This window comes from Thalassotalea montiporae (assembly GCF_053485855.1).
The window spans coordinates 893,535-916,511 of sequence record NZ_JBQRUO010000002.1 but is presented as its reverse complement, the minus strand read 5'-3'; the positions used below and the strand labels follow the sequence as shown (position 1 = coordinate 916,511).

The window sequence follows — 22,977 nt, the reverse complement described above, 5'->3', positions numbered from 1 at the left end:
AATGTGAAAAGGTGGCACTAGCCACCTTTTTTGTTTATCCCTCACCAAGTTATAATAGCTTGGTATTTATCCAACATATCACTACAGAGCACCATTATGTCGGCAACTTTATCTAGCAACACAGAAACCATCGCAGCCCAAGCGACCGCCCCAGGTCGAGGTGGTGTCGGTATCATTCGTGTGTCAGGTCCTAAAGCAAGCGAAGTTGCCGAGCAACTACTAGGTAAATGCCCTAAGGTGCGATACGCAGATTACTTAAATTTTAATGATTTGAAGGGCAACACCTTAGACCAAGGTATTGCGCTGTTTTTCAAAGGTCCTAATTCATTTACCGGTGAAGATGTCCTTGAGCTACAAGGACACGGTGGCCCCGTAATTCTTGACATGTTGCTCAAAGAGATATTGCAAATCAATGGCGTGCGTATGGCTAAGCCAGGTGAATTTAGCGAGCAAGCGTTCTTAAACGATAAGCTCGACTTAACCCAAGCCGAAGCAATTGCCGACTTAATTAACTCTAATTCAGAGCAAGCTGCCCGTAGTGCCCTACACTCACTGCAAGGTGACTTTTCTAAGCTCGTTCATCAACTGGTTGAAGATGTTATCCACCTGCGCATGTACGTTGAAGCGGCGATAGACTTTCCCGAAGAAGAAATTGATTTTCTCGCCGACGAAAAAGTCCTTAATAGCCTCAAAGGCATCATCACTCGAGTTGAAGACGTTCAGCAGCAAGCCAAACAAGGCAGTATTATTCGCGAAGGGATGAGAGTAGTCATCGCAGGTCGCCCTAACGCGGGTAAATCAAGTTTACTTAATGCCCTGAGTGGTAAAGAAACCGCAATTGTCACCGATATTGAAGGAACGACTCGTGATGTCTTATCTGAGCAAATTCATATTGATGGCATGCCATTACATATCATTGATACCGCAGGACTGCGTGAAAGCCCAGACAAAGTTGAACAAATAGGTATTGAACGTGCTTGGGCAGAAATAGCCAAAGCCGATCGCGTTATCTTAATGGTGGACTCAGCCACCAGCGAACAAGAGAACCCACGTGACTTTTGGCCAGAGTTTTTTGCACAGCTACCCGAAAAAATGGGCGTGACCATTGTTCGTAACAAGGCTGATTTAAGCGGCGCAACAACTGGCCTAAGTGGTGATAGTGAACAGCCTAGCATTACCATTTCAGCCAAAAGCGGTGATGGTATTAATGATCTCAAAGAGCACCTAAAAACCATTATGGGTTATCAAGGTAGTACGGAAGGTGGCTTTATGGCAAGGCGTCGTCACTTAGTGGCGTTGAAAGCGGCGCACAATCACCTACAAACCGGTTTAGATCAGCTAGAATCTTATGTTGCCGGCGAGATCTTGGCAGAAGAGTTACGAATTTGTCAGCAGTCACTTAATGAGATTACTGGTGAATTTACCAGTGATGATCTACTCGGTAAGATCTTCTCATCTTTCTGTATTGGTAAATAATCCATTACTCAAACAGCGCGATAGTTAGTATTCAAATAATGCTTGCTCTTCATGATTGTCGAGCAAGCACTGTTATTCCTACGCAAACATCAAGCTCGCTTGGTTAACGAAACTTTTAGTCACTATTTTTAGCCATTCTTATGATGCTTTAAGCAGCTATTAAGCATCAGCAGGTTATACTCGACCATATATTGCTTTACCTGTTTTCGCATTTCTGAACTTTCACCTTGCTGCTTAACATCGCCCATATTCGGCAGGAAATTAGCCCCACATTTTGCTTTGTATTCTTGATAACGCGACTGATCCGTGCCCGGAAATTGTGGCATTCGCGTCGATGTCGACAACAAGCGAAAGTCTTGATTAGCAATCGCACTAGCGACTGCATCGTTGGCCGTTATACCTTGATAACTGGCTTCAAACATTTTTGATTCTTGTTTTGACGCAGGTGCCAATGTTGAACTTGTAGCTTCACTCGCTATATCACTTTTTTGGCAAGCCGTAAGAGAAAATGCTAAAAGTGCTATTATCATCGAATAGATTTTCACTTGCGCTCTCCTCGTTGATAAAAGCCAACGACACGGAAACTACCTGCTATAAACAACAATATCATTAACCAATAAAGGCTACCACCACCAGAGCCGCCAGACTCATTGGGTGCGGGCTCGACTGGTGCCGGTGTTGGCGGTTGAGGTGCAGCATTCACGGTGATATTCAATAGCCCAGTGGCAGATACCCCAGAGCTATCACTCACGGTATAAGCAATGCTTTCTTGGCCACTAAAGGTTGCCGCAGGTGTATAGCTGATCTGATTATTAGAAATACTGGCTTGTCCATTACCTGAATAGTCAATGCTAGTCAGAGTTAAGGTATCTCCTGCATCAGGATCTGAATCATTCGCCAACACATCAATTAACTGGCTTCCAGCGCCTTGCGTTAACGTAATTGAGTCATTGTTTGTTGACGGAGGGTTGTTCACGTCAACTTCATTAACGGTAATAATCAAATTGGCGGTATCGGTTGCCCCACTGCTATCACTAACCGTATAGCTAATCGTCTCCTCACCGATAAAACTGGTTGCAGGCGTATAACTGATCTGGTTATTTACAATACTCGCTTGACCATCACCCGTATAAATCAGTTGTGATAACGTTAAGTTATCTTGAGCATCAACATCAGAATCGTTGCTAAGTACATTAATTTGTTGCGTATTGGCGCCCTGTACTAGCATTAACTCATCATCAGTCGCTACAGGTGCATCGTTAACGGCTGCAACGGCCACTTGCGCGCTAAACACAGGAGTTTGCTCGCTACCTGCAACAGCACGTACTTCAATAGACAAGCTGCCGTTAAAGTTGGTATCTGGAATGACGGTCGAATCATCGACAGAGTAATTATCACCTTCAGAAATTATCAAGCTATCAGCAACTTGCCCTTGAATCGTAAAATTAGCCACAGAGAGTGTTAATTGTTGGTCTTCATCAACTGCTAACGGATTGCTCAACCCCGTAATTTCAAATGATAGCGCTTGCGAATTATTAACGCTAAATCGCCCCGCGTTTACGGCAAAAAATACATTGTCGGCACAACTGACCCTAAGCCGTGCATTATTGCTACTTAACGCCGGTAAATTAACGGTAAAGCTGCCAGTATTCGGCGCATTTGTTGCCAGGTTTACATCGAAAGTATTACCACCATCAAGTGACAAGTCTATTGCCACTGCTGCGCAGTTGATTGGGGTAAGATCAGTACCAGCAACATTCCATTGCACAAGCTGCTCAGCACTAGTCCAACTATCATTCAGTGATGGCTCAGTAACCGCAAACGTTTCCCCAGTATTTACCACGTTAACGACAACATTATCTGAGGCAACACCGCCGTTGTTATCACGAACAATTAAACGAAAATTCAAATCGCGATTGGTTGTGGCAAAAGTTTCACCCAGCGTTAGGTTGCCAGAAAGCACATCGGTCAGCCTTGGAAACGTGCGGCTTGGCACTGATTGGGGAGCAAACACCCGAAACAAAGGACGTTGGCCATCATCAACTTGTTCGCTAGTACCATTGCTGCCAGGACCTAAATCAAACTGTTGCCAGTCATAAGTAAGTTCGTCACCATCTTCATCAGTGCCCGTGCCGGTCAGCGTAAATGGGGTATTGGCAGGAATGGTAAAATCACTGCCTGCATCGGCGAAAGGGCTTCTATTCACTTGTTCAGTGCTTATTCCACAACTTGGAAAACGGGCAAGATGACTCGCCATTTGATCCATTGAATGCCCATGAAAGAATGGATCTGCCCTAAATTGAATATTTTGACTACCGCAAATGCCCGCATACGCCATAATAGTTGAGCCACTGCCAACTTCATAACTGCTGCCAGCCGCGCGATTACCACCACCACAAGAATCGGTTAAGCCGTTAAACGTATGGCTAGCACCAAACTGATGACCAAGTTCGTGGGCAACAAGATCGACATAAAATGAACTACCCGTTGGCCTAAACGATCCCGTTGCGCCGCCTCCTTTGATGCTATCAATACAAACAGCGCCGAGGAATGCCAACCCGCCACCATCGGTACCAAGTACATGGCCAACATCATAGTTGTTACTACCAATGATGTTCGAGATCACCCGTGTTGACTCATCACTGTCATTGTTAAGTTCATTCTCGAAAGGATCGCTTGCTGCGTCAGTGAAAATCAGTTGATCATTGTTAGCCACTAAGATCATCCGTACCGCAAGCTCTTGCTCGAAAATCATGTTAATGCGGTTAACCAAGGTCGCAAGCTCGGCCATAACGTTACTAACACTGCCTTGGAAAAACGCCGTATACTCCCCTGTGGTGGTAATAGCTAATCGATACTCTTTGAGTTGCACTGGCGTACGTGCGGCTTTTACTGTTTGGTTAGCTTGTTTTGATTGTGCAAGTTCTTCGCTTAACTGACGGGTTACCTTAGGTTGATAGCGCGTAACTGAAGCTTGCCCATGCTCAAGTGCATCTTGCTGGTAATAACTGGTATAAATGCGGTTGTTATCAATATATTTAGGATCGAGATAAACCAGTTTACCTTGATGGTAGAACATGCCGCGAAAGCCCGCTGGCGTAAGTTCAAATTTACCAAGGTTATCAGGCTGATTAACTTGAACCCCATTAAATGTCGTAATATTGGAATACTTTTCAGCTAACGCACCATCGATAGCCCGGCTTGGCGATAAAGTAAAATTCACCAGCTCACCAGTTGGCAATGGCACACTAATAATAAAAGCTTCGGCTTGCTGAGCGTCTGTAACGGCATCAACATTGGCAGAAAGCTGAGTAAAATCAATTTGTGATAAGTACTCTTGTCTGGCGAAACTGCGCACGTTACTTTGTACATCACTGCTTGCCGACATTAAGCTGCTGCTATCGCTGGGTTTATTGGCTATCGTCGTCCAAGCAGTAAATACACTGTGCACTTGTTGTTGTGTATCACTGTAGCTATGCCCTGAAACAAATAGCATCAACCATGGAATTAAGGATATTTTCTTTATCATGCGAACCGCCTGCATAATGAGTTTGCTGCGTTAAAAGTTAATGGTCGTCGCAAATTTAATGCGATTAGAACAATAGACCTGTTAGACCGTAAAAAAGTGCTAAGATGCCGCATATATTTTTATCAGAAGTTAACCTCTCTTTTTATGGCATCTTTTCAAATCATTATTGGCAGCATGCTTGGCGGTACAGAATATGTCGCGGAAGCATGTCAAGAAACGTTAGAGACCCTTGGCCACCAAGTAACCCTACATTACACCCCTGAATTTTCTGAGATCGAGCAAAAAGATCAAACTTGGTTGATCTGCACCTCCACACATGGCGCAGGTGACTACCCAGACAATATTCAAGCATTTGTTACCGATCTCGAAAATAGTCAACAGGATCTTATACACACTAAATATGCCGTGATCGGTATTGGTGATACTAACTACGATACCTTTTGCTACGCCGCAAAAAACGTAGATAAGCTTTTAAATTCAAAGTTTTGCACTAAAATCATTGATGTAAAAACCATTGATATCACGCGAATAGACGATCCTGAAGCAGCAGCGCAAGAGTGGCTTGAAACACATAAAGATCGCTTATCCTGATCTTATTAAGCCTTTATCCACATTTAGATCTATAAAAAACATCAAATGTGGATAAATAACGTATAACCCAGTTAATTAGTTATTATTATTCAGTTGGTAAATAAATTAACAATGTGAACTGTGGATAAATAGCCTTATTGATCATAGCTTTTACCACACTAGATCAAACTTTGATCACAAGATCATGATCAATTAAAGATCATGATTTATATGTGCTTTTTATGCTTATCCACAAAAAAGCGCAAAGCTAATAAGAAATAATAATAAGATCTTTATATAGATCTAAATATTTATCTCGCGATCCACAGCCGATCTTTTTACAAAAATGATCATTCCCCTGACTTTAAAAACAATGCTAAAATACGCCTCTTTTTTCCGGTGTTATTTGTTGAGTGAGTGAGTTCATGTGGTATCAAGATACATTTGATGTAATTGTTGTTGGTGGTGGTCATGCTGGCACTGAAGCTTGTTTGGCTGCAGCTCGAATGGGCTGTAAAACCCTATTGCTAACACACAATATTGATACACTTGGACAAATGTCATGTAATCCTGCGATCGGCGGGATCGGCAAAGGGCATTTAGTGAAAGAGATCGATGCACTAGGCGGGTTAATGGCAACAGCGATTGATCACGCTGCGATCCAATTTAGAACCTTAAATGCTAGTAAAGGGCCTGCTGTTAGAGCGACGAGAGCACAAGCTGATCGCGCTTTATATCGCTCATTTGTGCGCCATACACTGGAAAATCAACCAAATCTGACCATATTTCAACAACCTTGTGATGACTTGATCTTAGAAAACGATCAAGTGGTCGGTGTTTCTACGCAAATGGGCTTAAAGTTCAAAGGTAATGCAGTAGTACTTACTGTCGGAACTTTCCTTGCTGGTCAGATCCATATTGGTCTTAACAATTATCAAGGTGGACGTGCTGGCGATCCTGCTTCAGTAAATTTAGCTTCTCGTCTGCGCGATATGCCATTTCGAATTGATCGCTTAAAAACAGGTACACCGCCGCGTTTAGATGCACGAACGTTAGACTTTTCGGTGATGCAAGAGCAACCTGGTGATACACCAAGACCAATTTTCTCGTTTATGGGATCTCATGACGATCACCCTGAGCAGATCTCTTGCTACATCACCCATACTAACGAGAAAACGCACGACATTATCCGCTCTGGCTTGGATCGCTCGCCGATGTATACCGGTGTTATTGAAGGAATTGGACCACGCTATTGCCCATCAATTGAAGATAAGATCATGCGTTTTGCCGACAAAGATACCCACCAGATCTTTGTTGAGCCAGAAGGCTTAACAACGCATGAAGTCTACCCTAATGGTATTTCAACGAGCTTGCCATTTGATGTGCAAATGAATTTAGTTCGATCGATCAAAGGCTTTGAAAATGCGCACATTACTCGCCCTGGCTATGCCATCGAGTACGACTTCTTCGATCCTCGCGATTTAAAACAAACGTTGGAAAGCAAGTTTGTGAATAACCTTTACTTTGCTGGCCAAATTAACGGTACGACAGGTTATGAAGAAGCGGGTGCTCAAGGTTTAGTGGCTGCCACGAATGCGGCATTGCGTGTACAAGGTAAAGATGAATGGATCATTGGTCGTGATCAAGCCTATATGGGCGTGTTAATCGATGATCTTGCGACCTTAGGCACTAAAGAGCCCTACCGTATGTTTACTTCGCGTGCTGAATATCGCTTATTGCTCCGTGAAGACAATGCCGATATTCGTTTAACAGAGAAAGGTCGTGAGTTAGGCTTAGTTGACGATGCGCGCTGGGCACGCTTTAACGAGAAAATGGACAATATCGAGCAAGAGCGCCAACGCTTAAAATCGGTATGGGTGCAAAAAGATCATCCCGCGGCGGCTGAATTAAATCCGCAATTAAAGAACCCGATCAGCAAAGAAGCGACGTTAGAAGATATTTTACGTCGCCCAGAAACCAAATATGCGGAAGTGATGTCGATTGACGCTTTTGGCCCAGCGATTGAAGATCTGCAAGCGGCTGAACAAGTAGAGATCCAAATTAAGTATCAAGGCTATATCGATCGCCAAATGGATGAAATTGAAAAGAAAAAGCGTCACGAAAATACCGTCATCCCTGTAGATTTCGATTACAGCCAAATCTCTGGCTTATCCAATGAAGTCGTTGCCAAGCTTACCGATGCTCGCCCAGAAACCTTAGGCAAGGCGTCACGTATTTCGGGAATTACTCCTGCGGCGATTTCATTATTGCTGGTATACTTGAAAAAACACGGCTTATTGCGCAAAACCGCCTAACGTATTAATGCGTTTAGGCAAGCGCACAGACTAACGCTTGCTTAGCAAAACAATAGACAAAATTAGATGTTGGCAGATAAATTACGCGCCCTTGTGGCGCAAACTGATATTTCCTTAACCGATCTTCAATTTAATCAGTTAATTCAATACGTCGAACTACTCGACAAATGGAATAAAACCTACAACTTGACTTCCGTCCGCAATCCAGAAGAAATGTTGGTTAAACATATTCTTGATAGCCTAGTTGTTGGTCAATTACTCAATGGTAATCGCTTTATCGATGTTGGCACTGGGCCTGGCTTGCCTGGCATTCCTCTTGCCATATTGTATCCTGAGCGGAATTTTGTATTATTAGATAGTTTAGGAAAACGTATTACGTTTTTACGCCAAGTTGTCTATCAATTGAAGTTAACCAATGTCGAGCCTGTGCAATCACGGGTTGAAGCACATATTCCAGCACAAGCATTTGATGGAGTGTTAAGCCGCGCATTTTCTTCATTGCAAGACATGGTGTCTTGGTGTCATCACTTGATTGACAGTGAAACTGGCCGTTTTTATGCGCTAAAGGGACAATACCCAGAAGATGAGCTGGATGCTTTACCTGAAAATGTTACGTTAGTGGCAAGTCATGAATTGCATGTTCCTGAATTAACCGGCGAACGACACTTAATCGAATTGAAAAAGAATAACTAGACTTCGAGGCACTTGTGGGCAGAATTATTGCGGTTGCAAACCAAAAAGGTGGCGTGGGCAAAACCACGACATCAGTCAATTTAGCTGCTTCGTTAGCGGCAACCAAACGAAAAGTATTATTGATTGATCTTGATCCTCAAGGTAATGCCACTATGGGTAGTGGTATCGACAAATATGAAGATCTGGTGACTAGTTACGAACTACTGGTCGAGCAAAAGCCGTTTGACGAAGTCGTTTATCGTGAAACTTCAGGTTTATACGATCTGGTTGCTGGCAATGCGGATGTCACCGCGGCAGAAATTAAATTAATGGAAGTCTTTGCGCGTGAGCTAAGGTTGCGCAATGCCTTGGCGCCCGTAAAAGATGACTATGATTTTATTATCATTGACTGTCCACCGTCGCTAAACATGTTAACGGTGAATGCCATGGCGGCGGCAGATTCGGTGTTAGTACCAATGCAGTGTGAATATTATGCACTGGAAGGGCTGACCGCGTTGATGGAAACTATTTCTCAACTGACCTCAGTAGTGAACAGCGAATTAAAGATTGAGGGAATCCTACGAACCATGTACGATCCGCGCAATCGCTTAGCCAATGATGTTTCTGAGCAGTTAAAGCGTCATTTTGGTGATAAAGTCTATCGCACCGTTATTCCAAGAAATGTTCGTCTCGCCGAAGCGCCAAGCTTTGGTGCGCCTGTGATGTATTACGATAAATCATCAACAGGTGCGAAAGCGTATTTAGCGCTTGCTGGTGAAATATTAAGACGCGAAGAGCTGGCTAAGCAGCCAAAAACTGAAGAAGTCACTGACTAATAAATATAAACGTCACTTAAAATAACAATATTTGAAGGATTGATATGAGCCCTGCAAAACGTCGCGGTTTAGGCCGAGGTTTAGATGCTTTGTTAACACAAGCCCCTAAGGCTGATGAAAATGTTGATAACGACATGCAAGACGTTAGTGCAGCACCAGAAAAAGGTGAATTGCGTAAATTACCGATTGAGCAATTGCAACCGGGTAAATATCAACCGCGCAAAGATATGTCGCCGGATGCGTTAGAAGAATTATCCAGTTCTATTAAGGCACAAGGTATTATCCAGCCAATCGTTGTGCGCAGTGTTGGTGATCACCAATTCGAAATTATTGCGGGTGAACGCCGTTGGCGCGCAGCTCAACTAGCTGAACTTGCTGAAGTACCATGTCTAGTTAAAGATGTAGCGGATGAAGCCGCTGTCGCGATCGCACTCATTGAAAACATTCAACGTGAAGATCTTAATGCCATGGAAGAAGCAATAGCATTAGAGCGTTTATTGACTGAGTTTGAACTAACTCACCAAGAAGTCGCCGAGGCGGTAGGAAAATCGCGCACAACAGTGACAAACTTACTTCGTTTAAATAACCTGAATGACGAAGTAAAAACCTTGCTAGAGCATGGTGATATTGAAATGGGTCACGCCCGTGCTTTGTTATCACTTGAAGGCGATGTGCAAAACACTACTGCACGTACTGTTGTGGCAAAAGAGCTGACAGTGCGTGAAACAGAAGCCTTAATTAAAAAAGTGCAAGAGCCGCCAGTAGAAAAAGCGCCACAGCAACCAGATCCCAACACAGTGTCATTGGAACAACAGCTAGCTGAGCGTCTAGGATCGCAAGTGTCGATCAGCCACAACAAAAAAGGCAAAGGCAAGCTGGTGATTTCTTATACCAACCTTGAAGAACTTGACGGCATTTTGGCGAAAATTCACTAATTCCTAAGTTTCTACCTTAAACATATTTATATCCAAATCCGATAGTGTTGTTGTTAGCCATCAACACTATTTTTCTTTTTATTTTCTGCTATTCAGTGTTTATTTGTTAGTGATGCGATAACTTTTAATTACCTTACTAAATATAGGGAGTTAAATAGGTTGAACACACTATAGTGAATAGTTTAACTTTTTGATATTTAGGGTTATATATCCAATATCATTAACCAGTAAGTTAAATTACTCAATGCGAACATTTAGGTATCAATTTCCTCAATGTTACACATTTTTCACATATTCCTTTTTTTCGTACAAAATACCAGCGTTCGTAGCCCTATTTGGTTGCAATAAAACCGTAATTAAGTATACTTGCGAGGATTTTTTGAGTTGAAATTTTCTCACTCAAAAAATGTAGGTTTTACGAAGGTTTTCGTTAGAGGTTGTCAGTGTGAATCAGTTGGTTAAGCCCGGTCGCAATTTAGCGCGGCAACAATTGATTTTTGCCTCTACACTAACTCTAGTTTCTACAGTATTGATTTATTTTAGTTGGGGGTTAAGCCATGCCCAGTCAGCCTTGGTTGGCGGTTGTATCGGCATAATCCCTAATTTTGTGTTTGCCCTGTATGCGTTCAAATTTGCAGGAGCTAGCGCCGCCAAACAAGTAATGGATTCATTCTTTAAAGGCGCAAAAATAAAAATGGTTCTAACGGCGCTATTATTTGCCTTGAGTTTCAAGTTTCTCAATTTATCGTTAGCCCCATTTTTTTGCACATATGTAATCGCGGTCGTGTCTCCCATTGTCTACGCCGCACTGAGCAGATTTACTTTTAATCAACAATAATTGGGATACAAGATGGCAGCAGATACTGGCTCTTATATCAAGCACCATTTGACTAACGCGAAAATGTGTATGTCTGACGGCGGCGTCGCTTTTAACAAAGCGTGTGCTGATGCCGGCTTCTGGACTTTACACGTTGATACGCTTGCTTGGTCAATTGTTCTAGGCTTGGTTTTCTTACTTACCTTCCGTTCAGTCGCTAAAAAAGCAACGACAGGCGTTCCAGGCAAACTTCAGTGTGCTGTGGAAATGGTTGTCGAGTTTGTTGACAAGAGCGTAAAAGAAACATTTCACGGTAAAAACGCACTGATTGCGCCATTGTCATTAACTATCTTCGTATGGGTATTGTTAATGAACGCAATGGACTGGGTACCAGTTGACTGGATCCCAACAATTGCAGGTTTAATTGGTCAATACGGTTTTGGTATGGACCCTCACGATGTTTACATCAAATCTGTACCAACCACTGATATGAACATGACATTTGCCCTTTCAATTGGTGTATTTGCATTAATTATCTACTACTCAATTAAAGTAAAAGGTATTGGTGGTTTCACTAAAGAACTAACGATGCAGCCATTTGGCCATTGGGCGTTTATTCCAGTGAACTTTATCTTGGAAACCGTTACTTTGATTGCGCGTCCAGTATCATTAGCACTACGTCTATTTGGTAACTTATACGCAGGTGAATTGATCTTTATCTTGATCGCAACCATTGGTTTATTCCAATTACCGGTTCACTTCCTATGGGCTGCGTTTCACTTATTAGTAATTCCGCTTCAAGCCTTTATTTTCATGATGTTAACCATCGTGTACTTAAGCTTGGCGCATGAAGATCATTAATTCTTTGGGACTGAATTAATAATTAAAAACCCAAAGGGTTATCAGGACAGGAAGTCCGCAACAATTTTTTATTTTTTAACTTTATAACTTACTTTAAATAATCGGAGATTAATATGTTATATATCGCTGTTGCATTGCTAATCGGCTTAGGTGCTTTAGGTACTGCGATTGGTTTTGGTCTATTAGGTGGTAAATTCCTAGAGTCAGCGGCTCGTCAACCTGAGCTTGCACCTCAACTTCAAGTTAAAATGTTCATCGTAGCTGGTCTTATCGATGCGATCGCGATGATCGGTGTTGGTATCGGCCTATACATGTTGTTCGCGTTAGCTTAATCGAAAGAGTCTTAATTAACCGCGAATTACTGTAAATAGGAGCTAACGAATATGAATATTAATGCCACCCTTATCGGTGAATCTATTGCATTTATCGTATTTGTAATCTTCTGCATGAAGTTTGTGTGGCCGCCAATTATGGCTGCTATTGAAGACCGTCAGAAAACCATTGCTGATGGCCTTGCTGCTTCAGACCGTGCTGCTAAAGATCTTGAGCTTGCTCAAGAGAAAGCTGCTGCACAGTTAAAAGAAGCCAAAGCACAAGCTGCTGAGATCATTGAAGCTGCGAAAAAACGCGAAGCACAAATGATCGACGAAGCTGCTGAAAAAGCACAAGCCGAGCGCGAAAAAATTATCGCGTCTGGTCATGCAGAAATTGAGTCTGAGCGCAACCGTGCCAAAGAAGAGCTACGTCAGCAAGTGTCTGCGTTAGCTGTTGCTGGTGCCGAGAAAATTCTCGAGCGTTCAATTGATGCCGCTGCACACAGCGACATCTTAGATAAATTAGTCGCTGAACTTTAAGGGGTATAGAGCATGTCTGAATTGACAACTATCGCTCGCCCTTACGCTAAAGCAGCGTTCGAATTTGCTGTTGAAGCTAAAGCGGTTGAAAGCTGGTTAGAAATGCTAGTTTTTGCTGCTGAAGTTTCGAAAAATGACACCATTACTGGCTACCTTTCAGGTAACGCGTCAGTAGAACAAGCGAAGGAAGTTTTCCTTGGCGTTTGTGGTGAACAGCTAAATGAACAAGGTCAAAACCTCGTGAAGGTAATGGCTGAGAACGAACGTCTGTTGGTGCTACCACAAGTTGCTGAACAATTCGCTGCCCTAAAAGCAGAGTTTGATAAAGAAGTAACTGTCGATGTGTCGTCTGCTGTTGAATTATCAGCTGACCAACAATCAAACATTAGCGCCGCGCTTGAAAAGCGTTTGGCTCGTAAAGTGAAGCTTAATTGTGTTGTTGACGCAAGTATCGTGTCTGGCTTGATCATCAAAGCCGACGACATGGTAATTGACGGGTCTATTCGAGGTAAATTAGACCGTTTAGCAACAACAATGCAATCTTAACGGGGAACAGAGCATGCAACTGAATTCCACTGAAATCGCCGAACTGATCAAAAAACGTATTGAACAGTTTGACGTAGTTAGTGAAGCTCGTAACGAAGGTACTATCGTTTCTGTAACTGACGGTATCATTCGCATCCACGGTCTTGCTGATGTAATGCAAGGTGAGATGATCGAACTTCCTGGCAACCGCTACGCAATCGCGCTTAACCTTGAGCGTGATTCAGTAGGTGCGGTTGTGATGGGTCCTTACGCAGACCTAGCAGAAGGCGTAAAAGTTAAAGGTACTGGCCGTATTTTGGAAGTACCAGTAGGTCGTGGTCTTTTAGGCCGCGTAGTTAACACTCTAGGTGAGCCGATTGACGGTAAAGGTCCAATCGACAACGATGGTTTCGCACCAATCGAAGTTGTCGCACCAGGTGTTATCGATCGTAAGTCTGTTGATGAGCCAGTACAAACTGGTATCAAGTCAATTGACTCAATGATTCCAATCGGTCGTGGTCAGCGTGAGCTTATCATCGGTGACCGTCAGGTAGGTAAATCAGCGATCGCACTAGATGCAATCATTAACCAGAAGAACACTGGTATTAAGTCAATCTACGTAGCTGTTGGTCAAAAAGCATCAACTGTAGCTAACGTAGTACGTGCATTAGAAGAGCACGGCGCATTAGAAAACACTATCGTTGTTGTTGCGTCTGCATCAGAAGCTGCTGCACTTCAGTACTTAGCGCCATACTCTGGTTGTACTATGGGTGAATACTTCCGTGACCGCGGTGAAGATGCGTTAATCGTATATGATGATTTGTCTAAGCAAGCTGTTGCTTACCGTCAAATTTCATTGCTACTTCGTCGTCCGCCAGGTCGTGAAGCATACCCAGGTGACGTTTTCTACTTGCACTCACGTCTTCTAGAGCGTGCAGCGCGTGTAAACGAAGCTTATGTTGAGCGTTTCACTAACGGTGAAGTTAAAGGCCAAACAGGTTCATTAACAGCTTTACCTATCATTGAAACACAAGCGGGTGACGTTTCTGCATTCGTACCAACCAACGTAATTTCAATTACCGATGGTCAGATCTTCCTAGAGTCGAACTTATTCAACTCAGGTATTCGCCCAGCGGTTAACGCAGGTATCTCGGTATCTCGTGTTGGTGGTGCTGCACAAACTAAGATCATCAAGAAGCTTGGTGGTGGTATCCGTTTAGCATTAGCTCAATACGCAGAATTAGCAGCCTTTGCTCAATTCGCTTCTGATCTTGACGATGCAACTCGTGCACAATTAGAGCACGGTCAGCGCGTTACTGAATTGATGAAGCAAAAGCAATTCAGCCCGCTATCTGTTGCTGAGACAGCTGTATCACTATTTGCTGCTGAAAAAGGCTACTTAAACGATGTTGCAATCAACAAAGTTGTAGACTTCGAAGCTGCATTGTTGTCTTACGTAAACAACGAGCAAGCTGAGTTGATGGCTACTATCAACGAGAAAGGCGACTATAACAAAGATATTGAAGCAGGTTTGGTTAAAGCACTTGATACATTCAAGTCTACTCAAACTTGGTAATAGTTAACTTTTTCGGAGAGAAATAGTCATGTCCGGCGCTAAAGAGATAAAATCGAAGATTGGAAGCGTACAAAATACGCAGAAGATCACCAGCGCAATGGAAATGGTTGCAGCCAGTAAAATGCGTAAAGCGCAAGATGCTATGGCTGCCTCTCGTCCATACGCTGAAAATATGCGAAATGTGATCGGTCACATCGCGCGAGGTAACTTAGAATACCGCCATCCATATATGGAAGAGCGTGAAGTTAAGCGCGTAGGCTATATCGTTGTCTCCACAGACCGTGGTCTTTGTGGCGGCTTGAACATTAATTTATTCAAGCAAGTACTTGCTGATGCCGGTAAATGGCAATCAGAAGGCGCTGAAGTTGAATTTGCGTTAGTTGGCTCAAAAGCTACTGCGTTTTTCAACAACATGGGCGCTAAAGTATCGGCACAAATTTCTGGTCTAGGTGATCGTCCTTCAGTGACTGACCTAGTGGGTTCAGTACGCGTAATGTTGGACGCATACGACAATGGCGAAATTGACAAGCTGTTCGTGGTTTACAACAAGTTTGTAAACACCATGACGCAGCAGCCGACAATCGATCAACTTTTACCTTTGCCTAAGTCAGATGATGACGAAATTAAACACCGTTGGGATTACGTTTACGAGCCTGACGCTCAAGTATTACTTGATCAGTTATTAGTTCGTTACACGGAATCGCAAGTGTACCAAGGTGTGGTTGAGAACCTAGCATGTGAGCAAGCTGCTCGTATGGTTGCGATGAAAGCCGCAACTGATAATGCTGGTGACTTAATCGGTGAACTTCAATTGGTATACAACAAGGCACGTCAAGCAAGTATCACACAAGAATTGAGTGAGATTTGTGCCGGTGCTGCCGCGGTTTAATTAAGCAAAGGTTCTTTTATTTAAAAAGTAAATAAGAGCAAAGATTAGAGGATTAAACATGAGTACAGGTAAAGTCGTCCAAATCATTGGCGCAGTTGTGGATGTAGAATTCCCACAAGATGCTGTACCTCAGGTATATGACGCGTTAACAGTAACTGAAGGTGACCTTTCAGGCTTAGTACTAGAAGTACAACAGCAATTAGGCGGTGGCGTAGTACGTGCAATCGCTATGGGTTCATCTGACGGTTTGCGTCGTGGTCTGAACGTAGAAAACACAGGTAATAACATCCAAGTTCCAGTAGGTACTGCAACTTTGGGTCGTATTATGAACGTATTGGGTGAGCCAATTGATGAAGCTGGCCCAATCGGTGAAGAAGAAAGATGGTCTATCCACCGTGAAGCGCCTTCATACGAAGAGCAAGCAGCGGCTAACGAATTGTTAGAGACTGGTATCAAAGTAATCGACTTAGTATGTCCATTCGCTAAGGGTGGTAAAGTTGGTTTATTCGGTGGTGCTGGTGTTGGTAAAACCGTAAACATGATGGAACTTATCCGTAACATCGCGATCGAGCACAGCGGTTACTCAGTATTTGCTGGTGTTGGTGAGCGTACTCGTGAGGGTAACGATTTCTACCATGAAATGAACGATTCAAACGTACTTGATAAAGTATCGCTTGTATACGGTCAAATGAATGAGCCACCGGGTAACCGTCTTCGTGTTGCGATGACCGGTCTTACAATGGCTGAGAAATTCCGTGACGAAGGTCGTGACGTATTATTCTTCGTTGATAACATCTACCGTTACACACTAGCGGGTACAGAGGTATCAGCATTGCTAGGTCGTATGCCATCAGCGGTAGGTTACCAACCGACACTTGCTGAAGAAATGGGTGTACTACAAGAGCGTATTACGTCAACTAAGCAAGGTTCAATCACTTCAATCCAAGCGGTATACGTACCTGCGGATGACTTGACTGACCCGAGCCCAGCAACAACCTTCGCTCACTTAGATGCAACCGTTGTACTTTCTCGTGACATCGCTGCTCAAGGTATCTACCCAGCTATCGATCCACTTGACTCTTCATCGCGTCAATTAGATCCATTAGTAGTAGGTAACGAGCACTACGAAATTGCACGTGGCGTTCAAACTACACTACAACGTTACAAAGAACTTAAAGATATCATCGCAATCTTAGGTATGGATGAGCTTTCTGAAGAAGATAAGCAAACTGTTGACCGTGCTCGTAAGATCCAGCGTTTCTTATCTCAACCGTTCTTCGTTGCTGAGGTATTCACTGGTTCTCCAGGTAAGTATGTTGCACTTAAAGACACTATTGCTGGCTTTAAAGGCATTCTTGCTGGTGAATACGATGACTTACCAGAGCAAGCGTTCTACATGGTTGGTTCAATCGAAGAAGCTGTAGAGAAAGCTAAATCAATGTAAGGTGTTTAGCCGCTAGCCTTGGGGTAAAGCGGCTAATCGTTAGGAGGTCAAACAATGGCAGCAATGACTGTAAATTTGAATGTAGTAAGTGCCGAAGAAGCGTTATTTTCTGGTCGCATTGAATCATTACAAATCACTGGTAGTGAAGGTGAATTAGGTATTATGCCTGGTCACGCACCTTTACTGACCTCACTAAAACCTGGCATGGCTCGCATCGTGAAACAACACGGTGAAGAAGAAGTGATTTACCTTTCAGGCGGTATGCTAGAGGTTCAACCGAATAGCGTTACTGTTTTGGCTGACGTGGCAACACGTGCCGACGACTTAGATGAGCAAGCGGCAGAGCAAGCTAAACAACGTGCTGAAGCGAGTTTAAACACTCAAAGTGGCGACGTTAACTATGCGGAAGCTGCTTCTGAGCTAGCACGCGCTGTTGCACAACTTCGCGTTATTCAAGCGGCCAAGAAAAAGCTATAAATAGCACTAAGTTTTAGTGAACAAAAACGACTTATTACTTTGTAATAGGTCGTTTTTTTTTCTGTAATAATTGATCTACTACAAGGCGAATTCTCGCGCTTTGTTCTAAAATTCTTAAAAATGCCATTCTTTACATTCACCAATAATAAACTGTTGGCGCTGGTGTTGGGTGTGCTCAAATCTATTAATATTCTGCGTTCATGTCCTCTAAACAGATTAATTACTTTGTCACTACTGCGCTGATCGCTGCCAAGCTCGACAATGCGAATAAGATAGCCAAACAGCTATTGCTAACCGCCAGTAATGCGCGAGCCGTTGCATTGCGCGCTGGTGATAGTGCCGCTGGTTTTAAGCCACTGACTGATTTTATTGATCAACTGGCACGCGTCACGATAGCCTCTTCCAAGCAAATAAATGTGCTCGCTACTCAGCTCAGCCGAGTGTCAGCTAACAAGATGCGCACGGATAACGCTATTTGCCACTTTGAGCGCGCAGATCGCATTGCTACTGATTATGCCTATGTTGAGAGTTTATCTCCTGCTTATGGGCGTATTAAGCGCTCAGAACTGGCGTTAAATAACAAATATGTGGGTGAGATATTTCGACTTAATGACGCACTAGATGAGCTTGCGAGAGAACTGCGCACTGCGGTTATCTTAGCAACCTTATCACGTGTTGAAGCGTCGCAAGCGGCTTTGTTATATCAAGAATCCTTAAATGGCGTTGCCGACAATGTAGAGTTGTCTGCTCGACAAATAAAAACCTTAATTGAAGAAGCTAAAAAGTTAGCTCAAGAGTTACACCAAGATGCAAACGTATAAAATTTTCGAAAGTAAACACCACCAGTGGCTGGTGTTTGGTCGCGATCCAGAAAAGCCTAATAAAATTATTGATACTAATCAGTATATGGTGGTTACAAAGAATAATGCATTACTGATGGACCCAGGAGGGATCGAGTTGTTCTCGGTGATGTTAGCTGCAATCGTTAAACATGTACCGATTGAAAAAATTACTCATTTATTTGCTTCGCATCAGGATCCTGACATCATTTCATCGCTGGGTTTGTGGGATCAAGCGTTACCTGATGCTACGCTGCATTCTCCTTGGTTGTGGGAAGGTTTTATCCGCCACTTTGGCATGGATAATATTGAATATAGCCCGATTCCTGACGAAGGCTACCCATTGCGTATTGATGACGCCAACTTAACGTTTATTCCTGCACATTATCTTCATTCCTCAGGTAACTTTAATGTTTACGATGAGGAAGCAAAAATTTTAATGTCTGGTGATATTGGTGCAGCCATCGAGGGCGCTGACGCACCGCTGTATGTTGAAAACTTTGACGAGCATTGCCAGAAAATGACTATGTTCCATCAACGTTGGATGCCCTCTAATCGCGCCAAAAACGACTGGGTGGAACGAGTGAGTAAACTTGAAATTGATATGATGTGCCCACAACATGGGCGAATTTTTAAGGGAGACGACGTTAAACGTTTTCTTGATTGGTTCTATAAACTGGAAGTAGGAACAGCACTCGCCAACAATACTTAGCGCTCTGTAACATGGCCTTCACTATAGGAAGCGATGCAATTTAAGCATCGCTTTTTTGTGCCCTAAAAAACAAAGCAAATTGATAGCTGTTTTCTATAATTAACTGCATCTCATCACTTAGCGAGCGAGCAAGGGAATGATGTCGATTAAAACACTAGCAGTTAGCACTGTGCTGATTATCGCTACTTTAACAAGCGATAAAGCCAGTGCTGACGAAATCAAAGAAGCTATAGATAGCGCGTTAAATCATTATCAGAAAGGTGAATATAAAGACGCCATCTCTCAACTGCAATATGCCACTTCTCTATTACAGCAGCAAAAAGCGGACAATATCGTTAATATTTTCCCTGAGCCATTGTCAGGCTGGCAAGCAGATCAAGCTGAATCACAAATAGCGGGCGCTATGATGATGGGCGGTGGCATTTCCGCGAACCGCAGGTATACCAAAGATAATCAGTCAATTGAGATAGAACTTATGGTGGATTCGCCAATGCTGCAAACTATGTTGGCGATGTTTAACAATCCTGCCATGATCACTATGAGTGGTAAACGGCTAACTAAAATCAATGGCAACAATGCCATGTATGAGCAAAACGGTAACAACATCGAACTTATTTTTGTGGTCAACAATAATGCTTTGTTTACGCTGCGTGGCCGTAATACTTCCAAGCAAGATGTTGAGGCGTATGCAAAAGCAATAAAAACCGATCAGTTATGATTACTCGCTAGCCGTTCGACCCAAAGCACCGCTATCACATTTACTTAACAGTTTATCGCTACCACTTGGAGTAAAACTCAGTACAATAGCGCTAGTCTTATTTAGTTCGCTTTAACATTAATGGATTAATCATGTCTCTTTCTGTTGTAATTTTAGCTGCGGGTAAAGGTACTCGTATGCGCTCTTCTCTACCCAAAGTGTTACACCCCGTTGCTCATAAACCTATGGTGGGTCATGTTATCGATGCGGCGCGCCGCGTGAATGCTGAAAATATCTATCTGGTTTATGGCTTTGGCGGCGATGTTTTAAAGGCACAAGTTTCAGGTGATGATCTTACCTTTGTTGAGCAGAAAGAGCAGTTAGGTACTGGTCATGCGGTTGATATGGCCTCACCTCACCTCAAAGACGATGAAGATGTTTTAGTACTTTACGGTGATGTCCCGCTAACGAAAGTTTCAACCTTGCAGCAATTGGTCGCAGCAAAACCGGTTGAAGGTATGGCATTACTGACCGTAAAACTTTCAGATCCGACGGGTTATGGTCGAATTATTCGTGACGGTGAGTCTGTTGTAGGTATAGTTGAGCAAAAAGATGCCAGCCCAGAGCAATTAACCATTAACGAGTGTAACACTGGGATTTTATTAGCCAATGGTGGTGACTTAAAACGCTGGTTAAGCAACCTTTCCAATGACAATGCGCAAGGCGAATACTATCTAACGGATATTATTGCGATGGCTCACGGTGAAGGTAAACAAATTGCTACTGCTCACCCGGAAACTGAAATTGAAGTGGAAGGTGCAAATAATCGTGTGCAATTAGCGGCGCTTGAGCGTGCTTATCAACAACGAAAAGCCGAGCAATTGATGATTGCTGGTGCAAGCTTACGTGACCCTGCCCGTATTGATGTGCGCGGCGAGCTATTGGTGGGGCAAGAAGTTAAAATCGATATTAATTGCATCTTTGAAGGCCAGGTAGAGCTTGCCGACGATGTAACGATTGGCGCTAACTGTATTTTAAAGAACTGCAAAATAGGTAAAGGGGCGGAAATAAAGCCAAATACCATTATCGAGGACGCCATCATTGGTGAGCTTGCTTCTGCGGGGCCTTTTGCTCGTATTCGCCCGGGCTCTGAGCTTAAGCGTGATGCTCATGTTGGCAACTTTGTAGAAATGAAAAAGTCTGTGTTGGGGGAAGGTGCTAAAGCCGGTCACTTAACGTATCTTGGCGATGCTGAAGTGGGCAGTAAAGCCAATATTGGTGCCGGTACCATTACCTGTAACTACGATGGCGTTAATAAATCGAAAACACGTATCGGTGATGGCGCTTTTATTGGCTCAAACGCCTCCTTAGTAGCGCCAGTTACTGTTGGTGAGATGGCAACAACAGCAGCAGGCTCAGTTATTGTTAAAGATGTAGATGCAAATGAACTTGGTGTTGCTCGCGGTAAACAGCGCAATATCAAAGGCTGGCAACGTCCGACTAAAAAAGACTAATGTTACGCCTAGTTTAAAAGGCTCAGTCTTATGTAAACAAAGGGAGCATTTAGCTCCCTTTGTCATTTAAGTACTGTTTTTTTACTCAAATTCTTGCTCGGTTACTTTGCTGATTGAGCACGATAAAATTCAATACCGGTTGCCCAGCGATGTGGTATTCCCGGCCAAGCCTCACTGTAGGTCTCTCGATCTAATTTCTTTTGTGTAGATGATTTTGTGGTGGGTAAGTACTCACATTTTTCTTTTTTCAGATGACAGTCCAGAAACGCTAAGACAAAGTGGCGATTAAAACGGGTGAGTTGTTCACTACTCCAACTGGGTTCAAAATAATGGCCTAAATCTATATCGTCTTGATACGCGATTTTAGGCGCAGGATGCGGCGCAATATTGTGTCGTGCATTGTTGTAGACCAGCAGGTAGTTATCTTGCGAACTGGTTTGCTGAAAGAGTTTTCTCACGCCATATTCAAAGCCTGAAATATCGTCTTGATCGCCAGCAACGTATAAGCTTGGCACTTTCAGCTTATTAAGCGCTGCTGAGCTATGTAGGTTTAGCTCTTGGCCCCAAGGCGCAAACGCGATCATAGCTTGCCAGCTGGTATCTGGTTTTTCTTCACCTGCATTACAAAAACTAAAAGTTGGTGCTAGCGCTTTGGCTTGTTTTTCATTAAACCCTAATGCCGTTAAGCTATCGGGTTTAATGTCATAACAGCCACCTACCGTATTGATCGCGCCATAGCCGCCCATGGAATAGCCAATGACACCAGCGTGCTTGAAGTCGCTAATTTTACTAATCTCACTGCGCTGCTGGCGGTAATGATCTAAAACAAATTGCTGATCACGGCTGCGATGTAGCAAGGTAGAAACAAAGCCAGCAGTTGCAGCGTTAACAATGTCTATTTCTTTCGTAGTCGAGTCGGTATGGTCGATACTAGCAACCACATAACCATGGCTGGCCAAGTGCTCGGCCAAATAAAACATAATAGTGCGATCGCCCGTGTAGCCATGTGAAAGCACAATAAAAGGAAAGCTACCTTGTGTTAAAGGCGCAATATCGCGGTAAGCATTTCCTTGTAGTTCAAATGGCTTATGTAAACGTGTTACTGCCTTATAGGTCGCCAGATTGCCATTGCTACTTTCTTCGGCGGGATACCACAACTCTATAGTTAAGGGGCGTTCGTAAGTACCATCAAAATCCGTATGATCAAATGCTGTTTTATTAACGATGCGATCGGTGATAACACCTACCGTATATTGTCCTGATGTGGCTAGCTTAGGCATTACACTTGGCTGATTAGTAAATAACTGTTCAGCACTGTAGTTTATTATTGGTTTAGCTAAAGCCTTACCAAGCGTAGCATTAACGTTTGCCAGTGTCGTAAACGACATTAATAGACTAGGAAATAAAAACAATAGTGTTGTGCATATGGGCTTAATCAT

At 43.2% G+C, this 22,977-nt stretch carries 22 protein-coding genes; 19 read left to right on the top strand and 3 right to left on the bottom strand.

Annotated elements, in window-relative coordinates:
• Nucleotides 1–96 precede the first annotated feature (96 nt).
• Nucleotides 97–1,476: a tRNA uridine-5-carboxymethylaminomethyl(34) synthesis GTPase MnmE gene (gene mnmE, locus ACSLUR_RS10480; protein ID WP_448554276.1), complete on the top strand. Its 1,380-nt coding sequence runs from the start codon at nt 97–99 to the stop codon at nt 1,474–1,476.
• A gap of 128 nt (nt 1,477–1,604) precedes the next feature.
• Here mnmE and ACSLUR_RS10475 read toward each other — a convergent pair whose 3' ends face one another.
• Together ACSLUR_RS10475 and ACSLUR_RS10470 are read right to left on the bottom strand one after the other, a co-directional pair.
• Nucleotides 1,605–2,021 (bottom strand): hypothetical protein, encoded by a 417-nt coding sequence (locus ACSLUR_RS10475; RefSeq protein WP_448554274.1) that lies wholly within the window; start codon nt 2,019–2,021, stop codon nt 1,605–1,607.
• Nucleotides 2,018–5,005: an Ig-like domain-containing protein gene (locus ACSLUR_RS10470; RefSeq protein ID WP_448554272.1), complete on the bottom strand. Its 2,988-nt coding sequence runs from the start codon at nt 5,003–5,005 to the stop codon at nt 2,018–2,020. Before ACSLUR_RS10470 ends, ACSLUR_RS10475 begins: the two co-directional genes overlap by 4 nt.
• A 144-nt stretch (nt 5,006–5,149) precedes the next feature.
• Between ACSLUR_RS10470 and mioC the strand changes: the two genes are divergently transcribed.
• The 18 genes from mioC to glmU all read left to right on the top strand — a co-directional run bounded on the left by mioC (nt 5,150) and on the right by glmU (nt 21,538).
• Complete coding sequence (mioC, locus tag ACSLUR_RS10465) at nt 5,150–5,596, top strand: FMN-binding protein MioC (protein WP_448554270.1); 447 nt, start codon at nt 5,150–5,152, stop codon at nt 5,594–5,596.
• Nucleotides 5,597–6,000: 404 nt separating this feature from the next.
• The gene (gene mnmG, locus ACSLUR_RS10460) at nt 6,001–7,890 is read left to right on the top strand and encodes a tRNA uridine-5-carboxymethylaminomethyl(34) synthesis enzyme MnmG (RefSeq protein ID WP_448554268.1); all 1,890 of its coding nucleotides are present in this window, start codon (nt 6,001–6,003) and stop codon (nt 7,888–7,890) included.
• Between the two features lie 66 nt (nt 7,891–7,956).
• Nucleotides 7,957–8,583 carry a 16S rRNA (guanine(527)-N(7))-methyltransferase RsmG gene (rsmG, locus tag ACSLUR_RS10455; protein ID WP_220347677.1) on the top strand — a complete coding sequence of 209 codons (627 nt, stop codon included), beginning with the start codon at nt 7,957–7,959 and terminating at the stop codon, nt 8,581–8,583.
• Between the two features lie 14 nt (nt 8,584–8,597).
• Entirely contained in the window at nt 8,598–9,398 is an 801-nt protein-coding gene (locus ACSLUR_RS10450) for a ParA family protein (protein ID WP_448554265.1), read from the top strand.
• Nucleotides 9,399–9,442: 44 nt separating this feature from the next.
• Nucleotides 9,443–10,333: a ParB/RepB/Spo0J family partition protein gene (locus ACSLUR_RS10445; protein WP_448554263.1), complete on the top strand. Its 891-nt coding sequence runs from the start codon at nt 9,443–9,445 to the stop codon at nt 10,331–10,333.
• Nucleotides 10,334–10,778: 445 nt separating this feature from the next.
• Nucleotides 10,779–11,171 carry an ATP synthase subunit I gene (locus tag ACSLUR_RS10440; protein ID WP_448554261.1) on the top strand — a complete coding sequence of 131 codons (393 nt, stop codon included), beginning with the start codon at nt 10,779–10,781 and terminating at the stop codon, nt 11,169–11,171.
• Nucleotides 11,172–11,183: 12 nt separating this feature from the next.
• Nucleotides 11,184–12,011 carry a F0F1 ATP synthase subunit A gene (gene atpB / locus ACSLUR_RS10435; protein WP_116002225.1) on the top strand — a complete coding sequence of 276 codons (828 nt, stop codon included), beginning with the start codon at nt 11,184–11,186 and terminating at the stop codon, nt 12,009–12,011.
• A gap of 113 nt (nt 12,012–12,124) precedes the next feature.
• On the top strand, nt 12,125–12,343 hold the full coding sequence (gene atpE / locus ACSLUR_RS10430) for a F0F1 ATP synthase subunit C (RefSeq protein WP_116002224.1): 219 nt from the start codon (nt 12,125–12,127) through the stop codon (nt 12,341–12,343).
• A 51-nt stretch (nt 12,344–12,394) separates the two neighbouring features.
• Complete coding sequence (gene atpF, locus ACSLUR_RS10425) at nt 12,395–12,865, top strand: F0F1 ATP synthase subunit B (protein WP_116002223.1); 471 nt, start codon at nt 12,395–12,397, stop codon at nt 12,863–12,865.
• A gap of 12 nt (nt 12,866–12,877) precedes the next feature.
• Nucleotides 12,878–13,411, top strand: coding sequence for a F0F1 ATP synthase subunit delta (atpH, locus tag ACSLUR_RS10420; RefSeq protein ID WP_448554258.1), 534 nt, complete (start codon nt 12,878–12,880; stop codon nt 13,409–13,411).
• 13 nt (nt 13,412–13,424) lie between these two features.
• Nucleotides 13,425–14,966, top strand: a complete 1,542-nt coding sequence (gene atpA, locus ACSLUR_RS10415) for a F0F1 ATP synthase subunit alpha (protein WP_116002221.1) — start codon at nt 13,425–13,427, stop codon at nt 14,964–14,966.
• 28 nt (nt 14,967–14,994) lie between these two features.
• Nucleotides 14,995–15,855, top strand: coding sequence for a F0F1 ATP synthase subunit gamma (atpG, locus tag ACSLUR_RS10410; protein WP_116002220.1), 861 nt, complete (start codon nt 14,995–14,997; stop codon nt 15,853–15,855).
• Nucleotides 15,856–15,913: 58 nt separating this feature from the next.
• Nucleotides 15,914–17,299, top strand: a complete 1,386-nt coding sequence (atpD, locus tag ACSLUR_RS10405; RefSeq protein WP_116002219.1) for a F0F1 ATP synthase subunit beta — start codon at nt 15,914–15,916, stop codon at nt 17,297–17,299.
• A 54-nt stretch (nt 17,300–17,353) separates the two neighbouring features.
• On the top strand, nt 17,354–17,776 hold the full coding sequence (locus tag ACSLUR_RS10400; RefSeq protein ID WP_116002218.1) for a F0F1 ATP synthase subunit epsilon: 423 nt from the start codon (nt 17,354–17,356) through the stop codon (nt 17,774–17,776).
• A 200-nt stretch (nt 17,777–17,976) separates the two neighbouring features.
• Nucleotides 17,977–18,597: a chemotaxis protein gene (locus tag ACSLUR_RS10395; protein WP_116002217.1), complete on the top strand. Its 621-nt coding sequence runs from the start codon at nt 17,977–17,979 to the stop codon at nt 18,595–18,597.
• On the top strand, nt 18,584–19,327 hold the full coding sequence (locus tag ACSLUR_RS10390) for an oxygen-binding di-iron domain-containing protein (RefSeq protein ID WP_448554254.1): 744 nt from the start codon (nt 18,584–18,586) through the stop codon (nt 19,325–19,327). Before ACSLUR_RS10395 ends, ACSLUR_RS10390 begins: the two co-directional genes overlap by 14 nt.
• Before the next feature lie 136 nt (nt 19,328–19,463).
• On the top strand, nt 19,464–20,045 hold the full coding sequence (locus ACSLUR_RS10385; RefSeq protein WP_448554252.1) for a hypothetical protein: 582 nt from the start codon (nt 19,464–19,466) through the stop codon (nt 20,043–20,045).
• A 131-nt stretch (nt 20,046–20,176) separates the two neighbouring features.
• Nucleotides 20,177–21,538 carry a bifunctional UDP-N-acetylglucosamine diphosphorylase/glucosamine-1-phosphate N-acetyltransferase GlmU gene (gene glmU, locus ACSLUR_RS10380; protein WP_448554250.1) on the top strand — a complete coding sequence of 454 codons (1,362 nt, stop codon included), beginning with the start codon at nt 20,177–20,179 and terminating at the stop codon, nt 21,536–21,538.
• 101 nt (nt 21,539–21,639) lie between these two features.
• Here glmU and ACSLUR_RS10375 read toward each other — a convergent pair whose 3' ends face one another.
• The gene (locus tag ACSLUR_RS10375) at nt 21,640–22,977 is read right to left on the bottom strand and encodes an alpha/beta hydrolase family protein (protein WP_448554248.1); all 1,338 of its coding nucleotides are present in this window, start codon (nt 22,975–22,977) and stop codon (nt 21,640–21,642) included.

Bases quoted from the DNA above. Each gene is read 5' to 3' on its own strand.
- atpH (WP_448554258.1), top strand. From the start codon at position 12,878: ATGTCTGAATTGACAACTATCGCTCGCCCTTACGCTAAAGCAGCGTTC.
- atpB (WP_116002225.1), top strand. From the start codon at position 11,184: ATGGCAGCAGATACTGGCTCTTATATCAAGCACCATTTGACTAACGCG.
- ACSLUR_RS10375 (WP_448554248.1), bottom strand. From the start codon at position 22,977: ATGATTAAGCCCATATGCACAACACTATTGTTTTTATTTCCTAGTCTA.
- atpG (WP_116002220.1), top strand. From the start codon at position 14,995: ATGTCCGGCGCTAAAGAGATAAAATCGAAGATTGGAAGCGTACAAAAT.
- ACSLUR_RS10390 (WP_448554254.1), top strand. From the start codon at position 18,584: ATGCAAACGTATAAAATTTTCGAAAGTAAACACCACCAGTGGCTGGTG.
- ACSLUR_RS10385 (WP_448554252.1), top strand. From the start codon at position 19,464: ATGATGTCGATTAAAACACTAGCAGTTAGCACTGTGCTGATTATCGCT.
- mnmG (WP_448554268.1), top strand. From the start codon at position 6,001: ATGTGGTATCAAGATACATTTGATGTAATTGTTGTTGGTGGTGGTCAT.
- rsmG (WP_220347677.1), top strand. From the start codon at position 7,957: ATGTTGGCAGATAAATTACGCGCCCTTGTGGCGCAAACTGATATTTCC.
- glmU (WP_448554250.1), top strand. From the start codon at position 20,177: ATGTCTCTTTCTGTTGTAATTTTAGCTGCGGGTAAAGGTACTCGTATG.
- ACSLUR_RS10445 (WP_448554263.1), top strand. From the start codon at position 9,443: ATGAGCCCTGCAAAACGTCGCGGTTTAGGCCGAGGTTTAGATGCTTTG.
- ACSLUR_RS10400 (WP_116002218.1), top strand. From the start codon at position 17,354: ATGGCAGCAATGACTGTAAATTTGAATGTAGTAAGTGCCGAAGAAGCG.
- atpD (WP_116002219.1), top strand. From the start codon at position 15,914: ATGAGTACAGGTAAAGTCGTCCAAATCATTGGCGCAGTTGTGGATGTA.
- atpA (WP_116002221.1), top strand. From the start codon at position 13,425: ATGCAACTGAATTCCACTGAAATCGCCGAACTGATCAAAAAACGTATT.
- atpF (WP_116002223.1), top strand. From the start codon at position 12,395: ATGAATATTAATGCCACCCTTATCGGTGAATCTATTGCATTTATCGTA.
- mioC (WP_448554270.1), top strand. From the start codon at position 5,150: ATGGCATCTTTTCAAATCATTATTGGCAGCATGCTTGGCGGTACAGAA.
- ACSLUR_RS10470 (WP_448554272.1), bottom strand. From the start codon at position 5,005: ATGATAAAGAAAATATCCTTAATTCCATGGTTGATGCTATTTGTTTCA.
- ACSLUR_RS10395 (WP_116002217.1), top strand. From the start codon at position 17,977: ATGTCCTCTAAACAGATTAATTACTTTGTCACTACTGCGCTGATCGCT.
- atpE (WP_116002224.1), top strand. From the start codon at position 12,125: ATGTTATATATCGCTGTTGCATTGCTAATCGGCTTAGGTGCTTTAGGT.
- mnmE (WP_448554276.1), top strand. From the start codon at position 97: ATGTCGGCAACTTTATCTAGCAACACAGAAACCATCGCAGCCCAAGCG.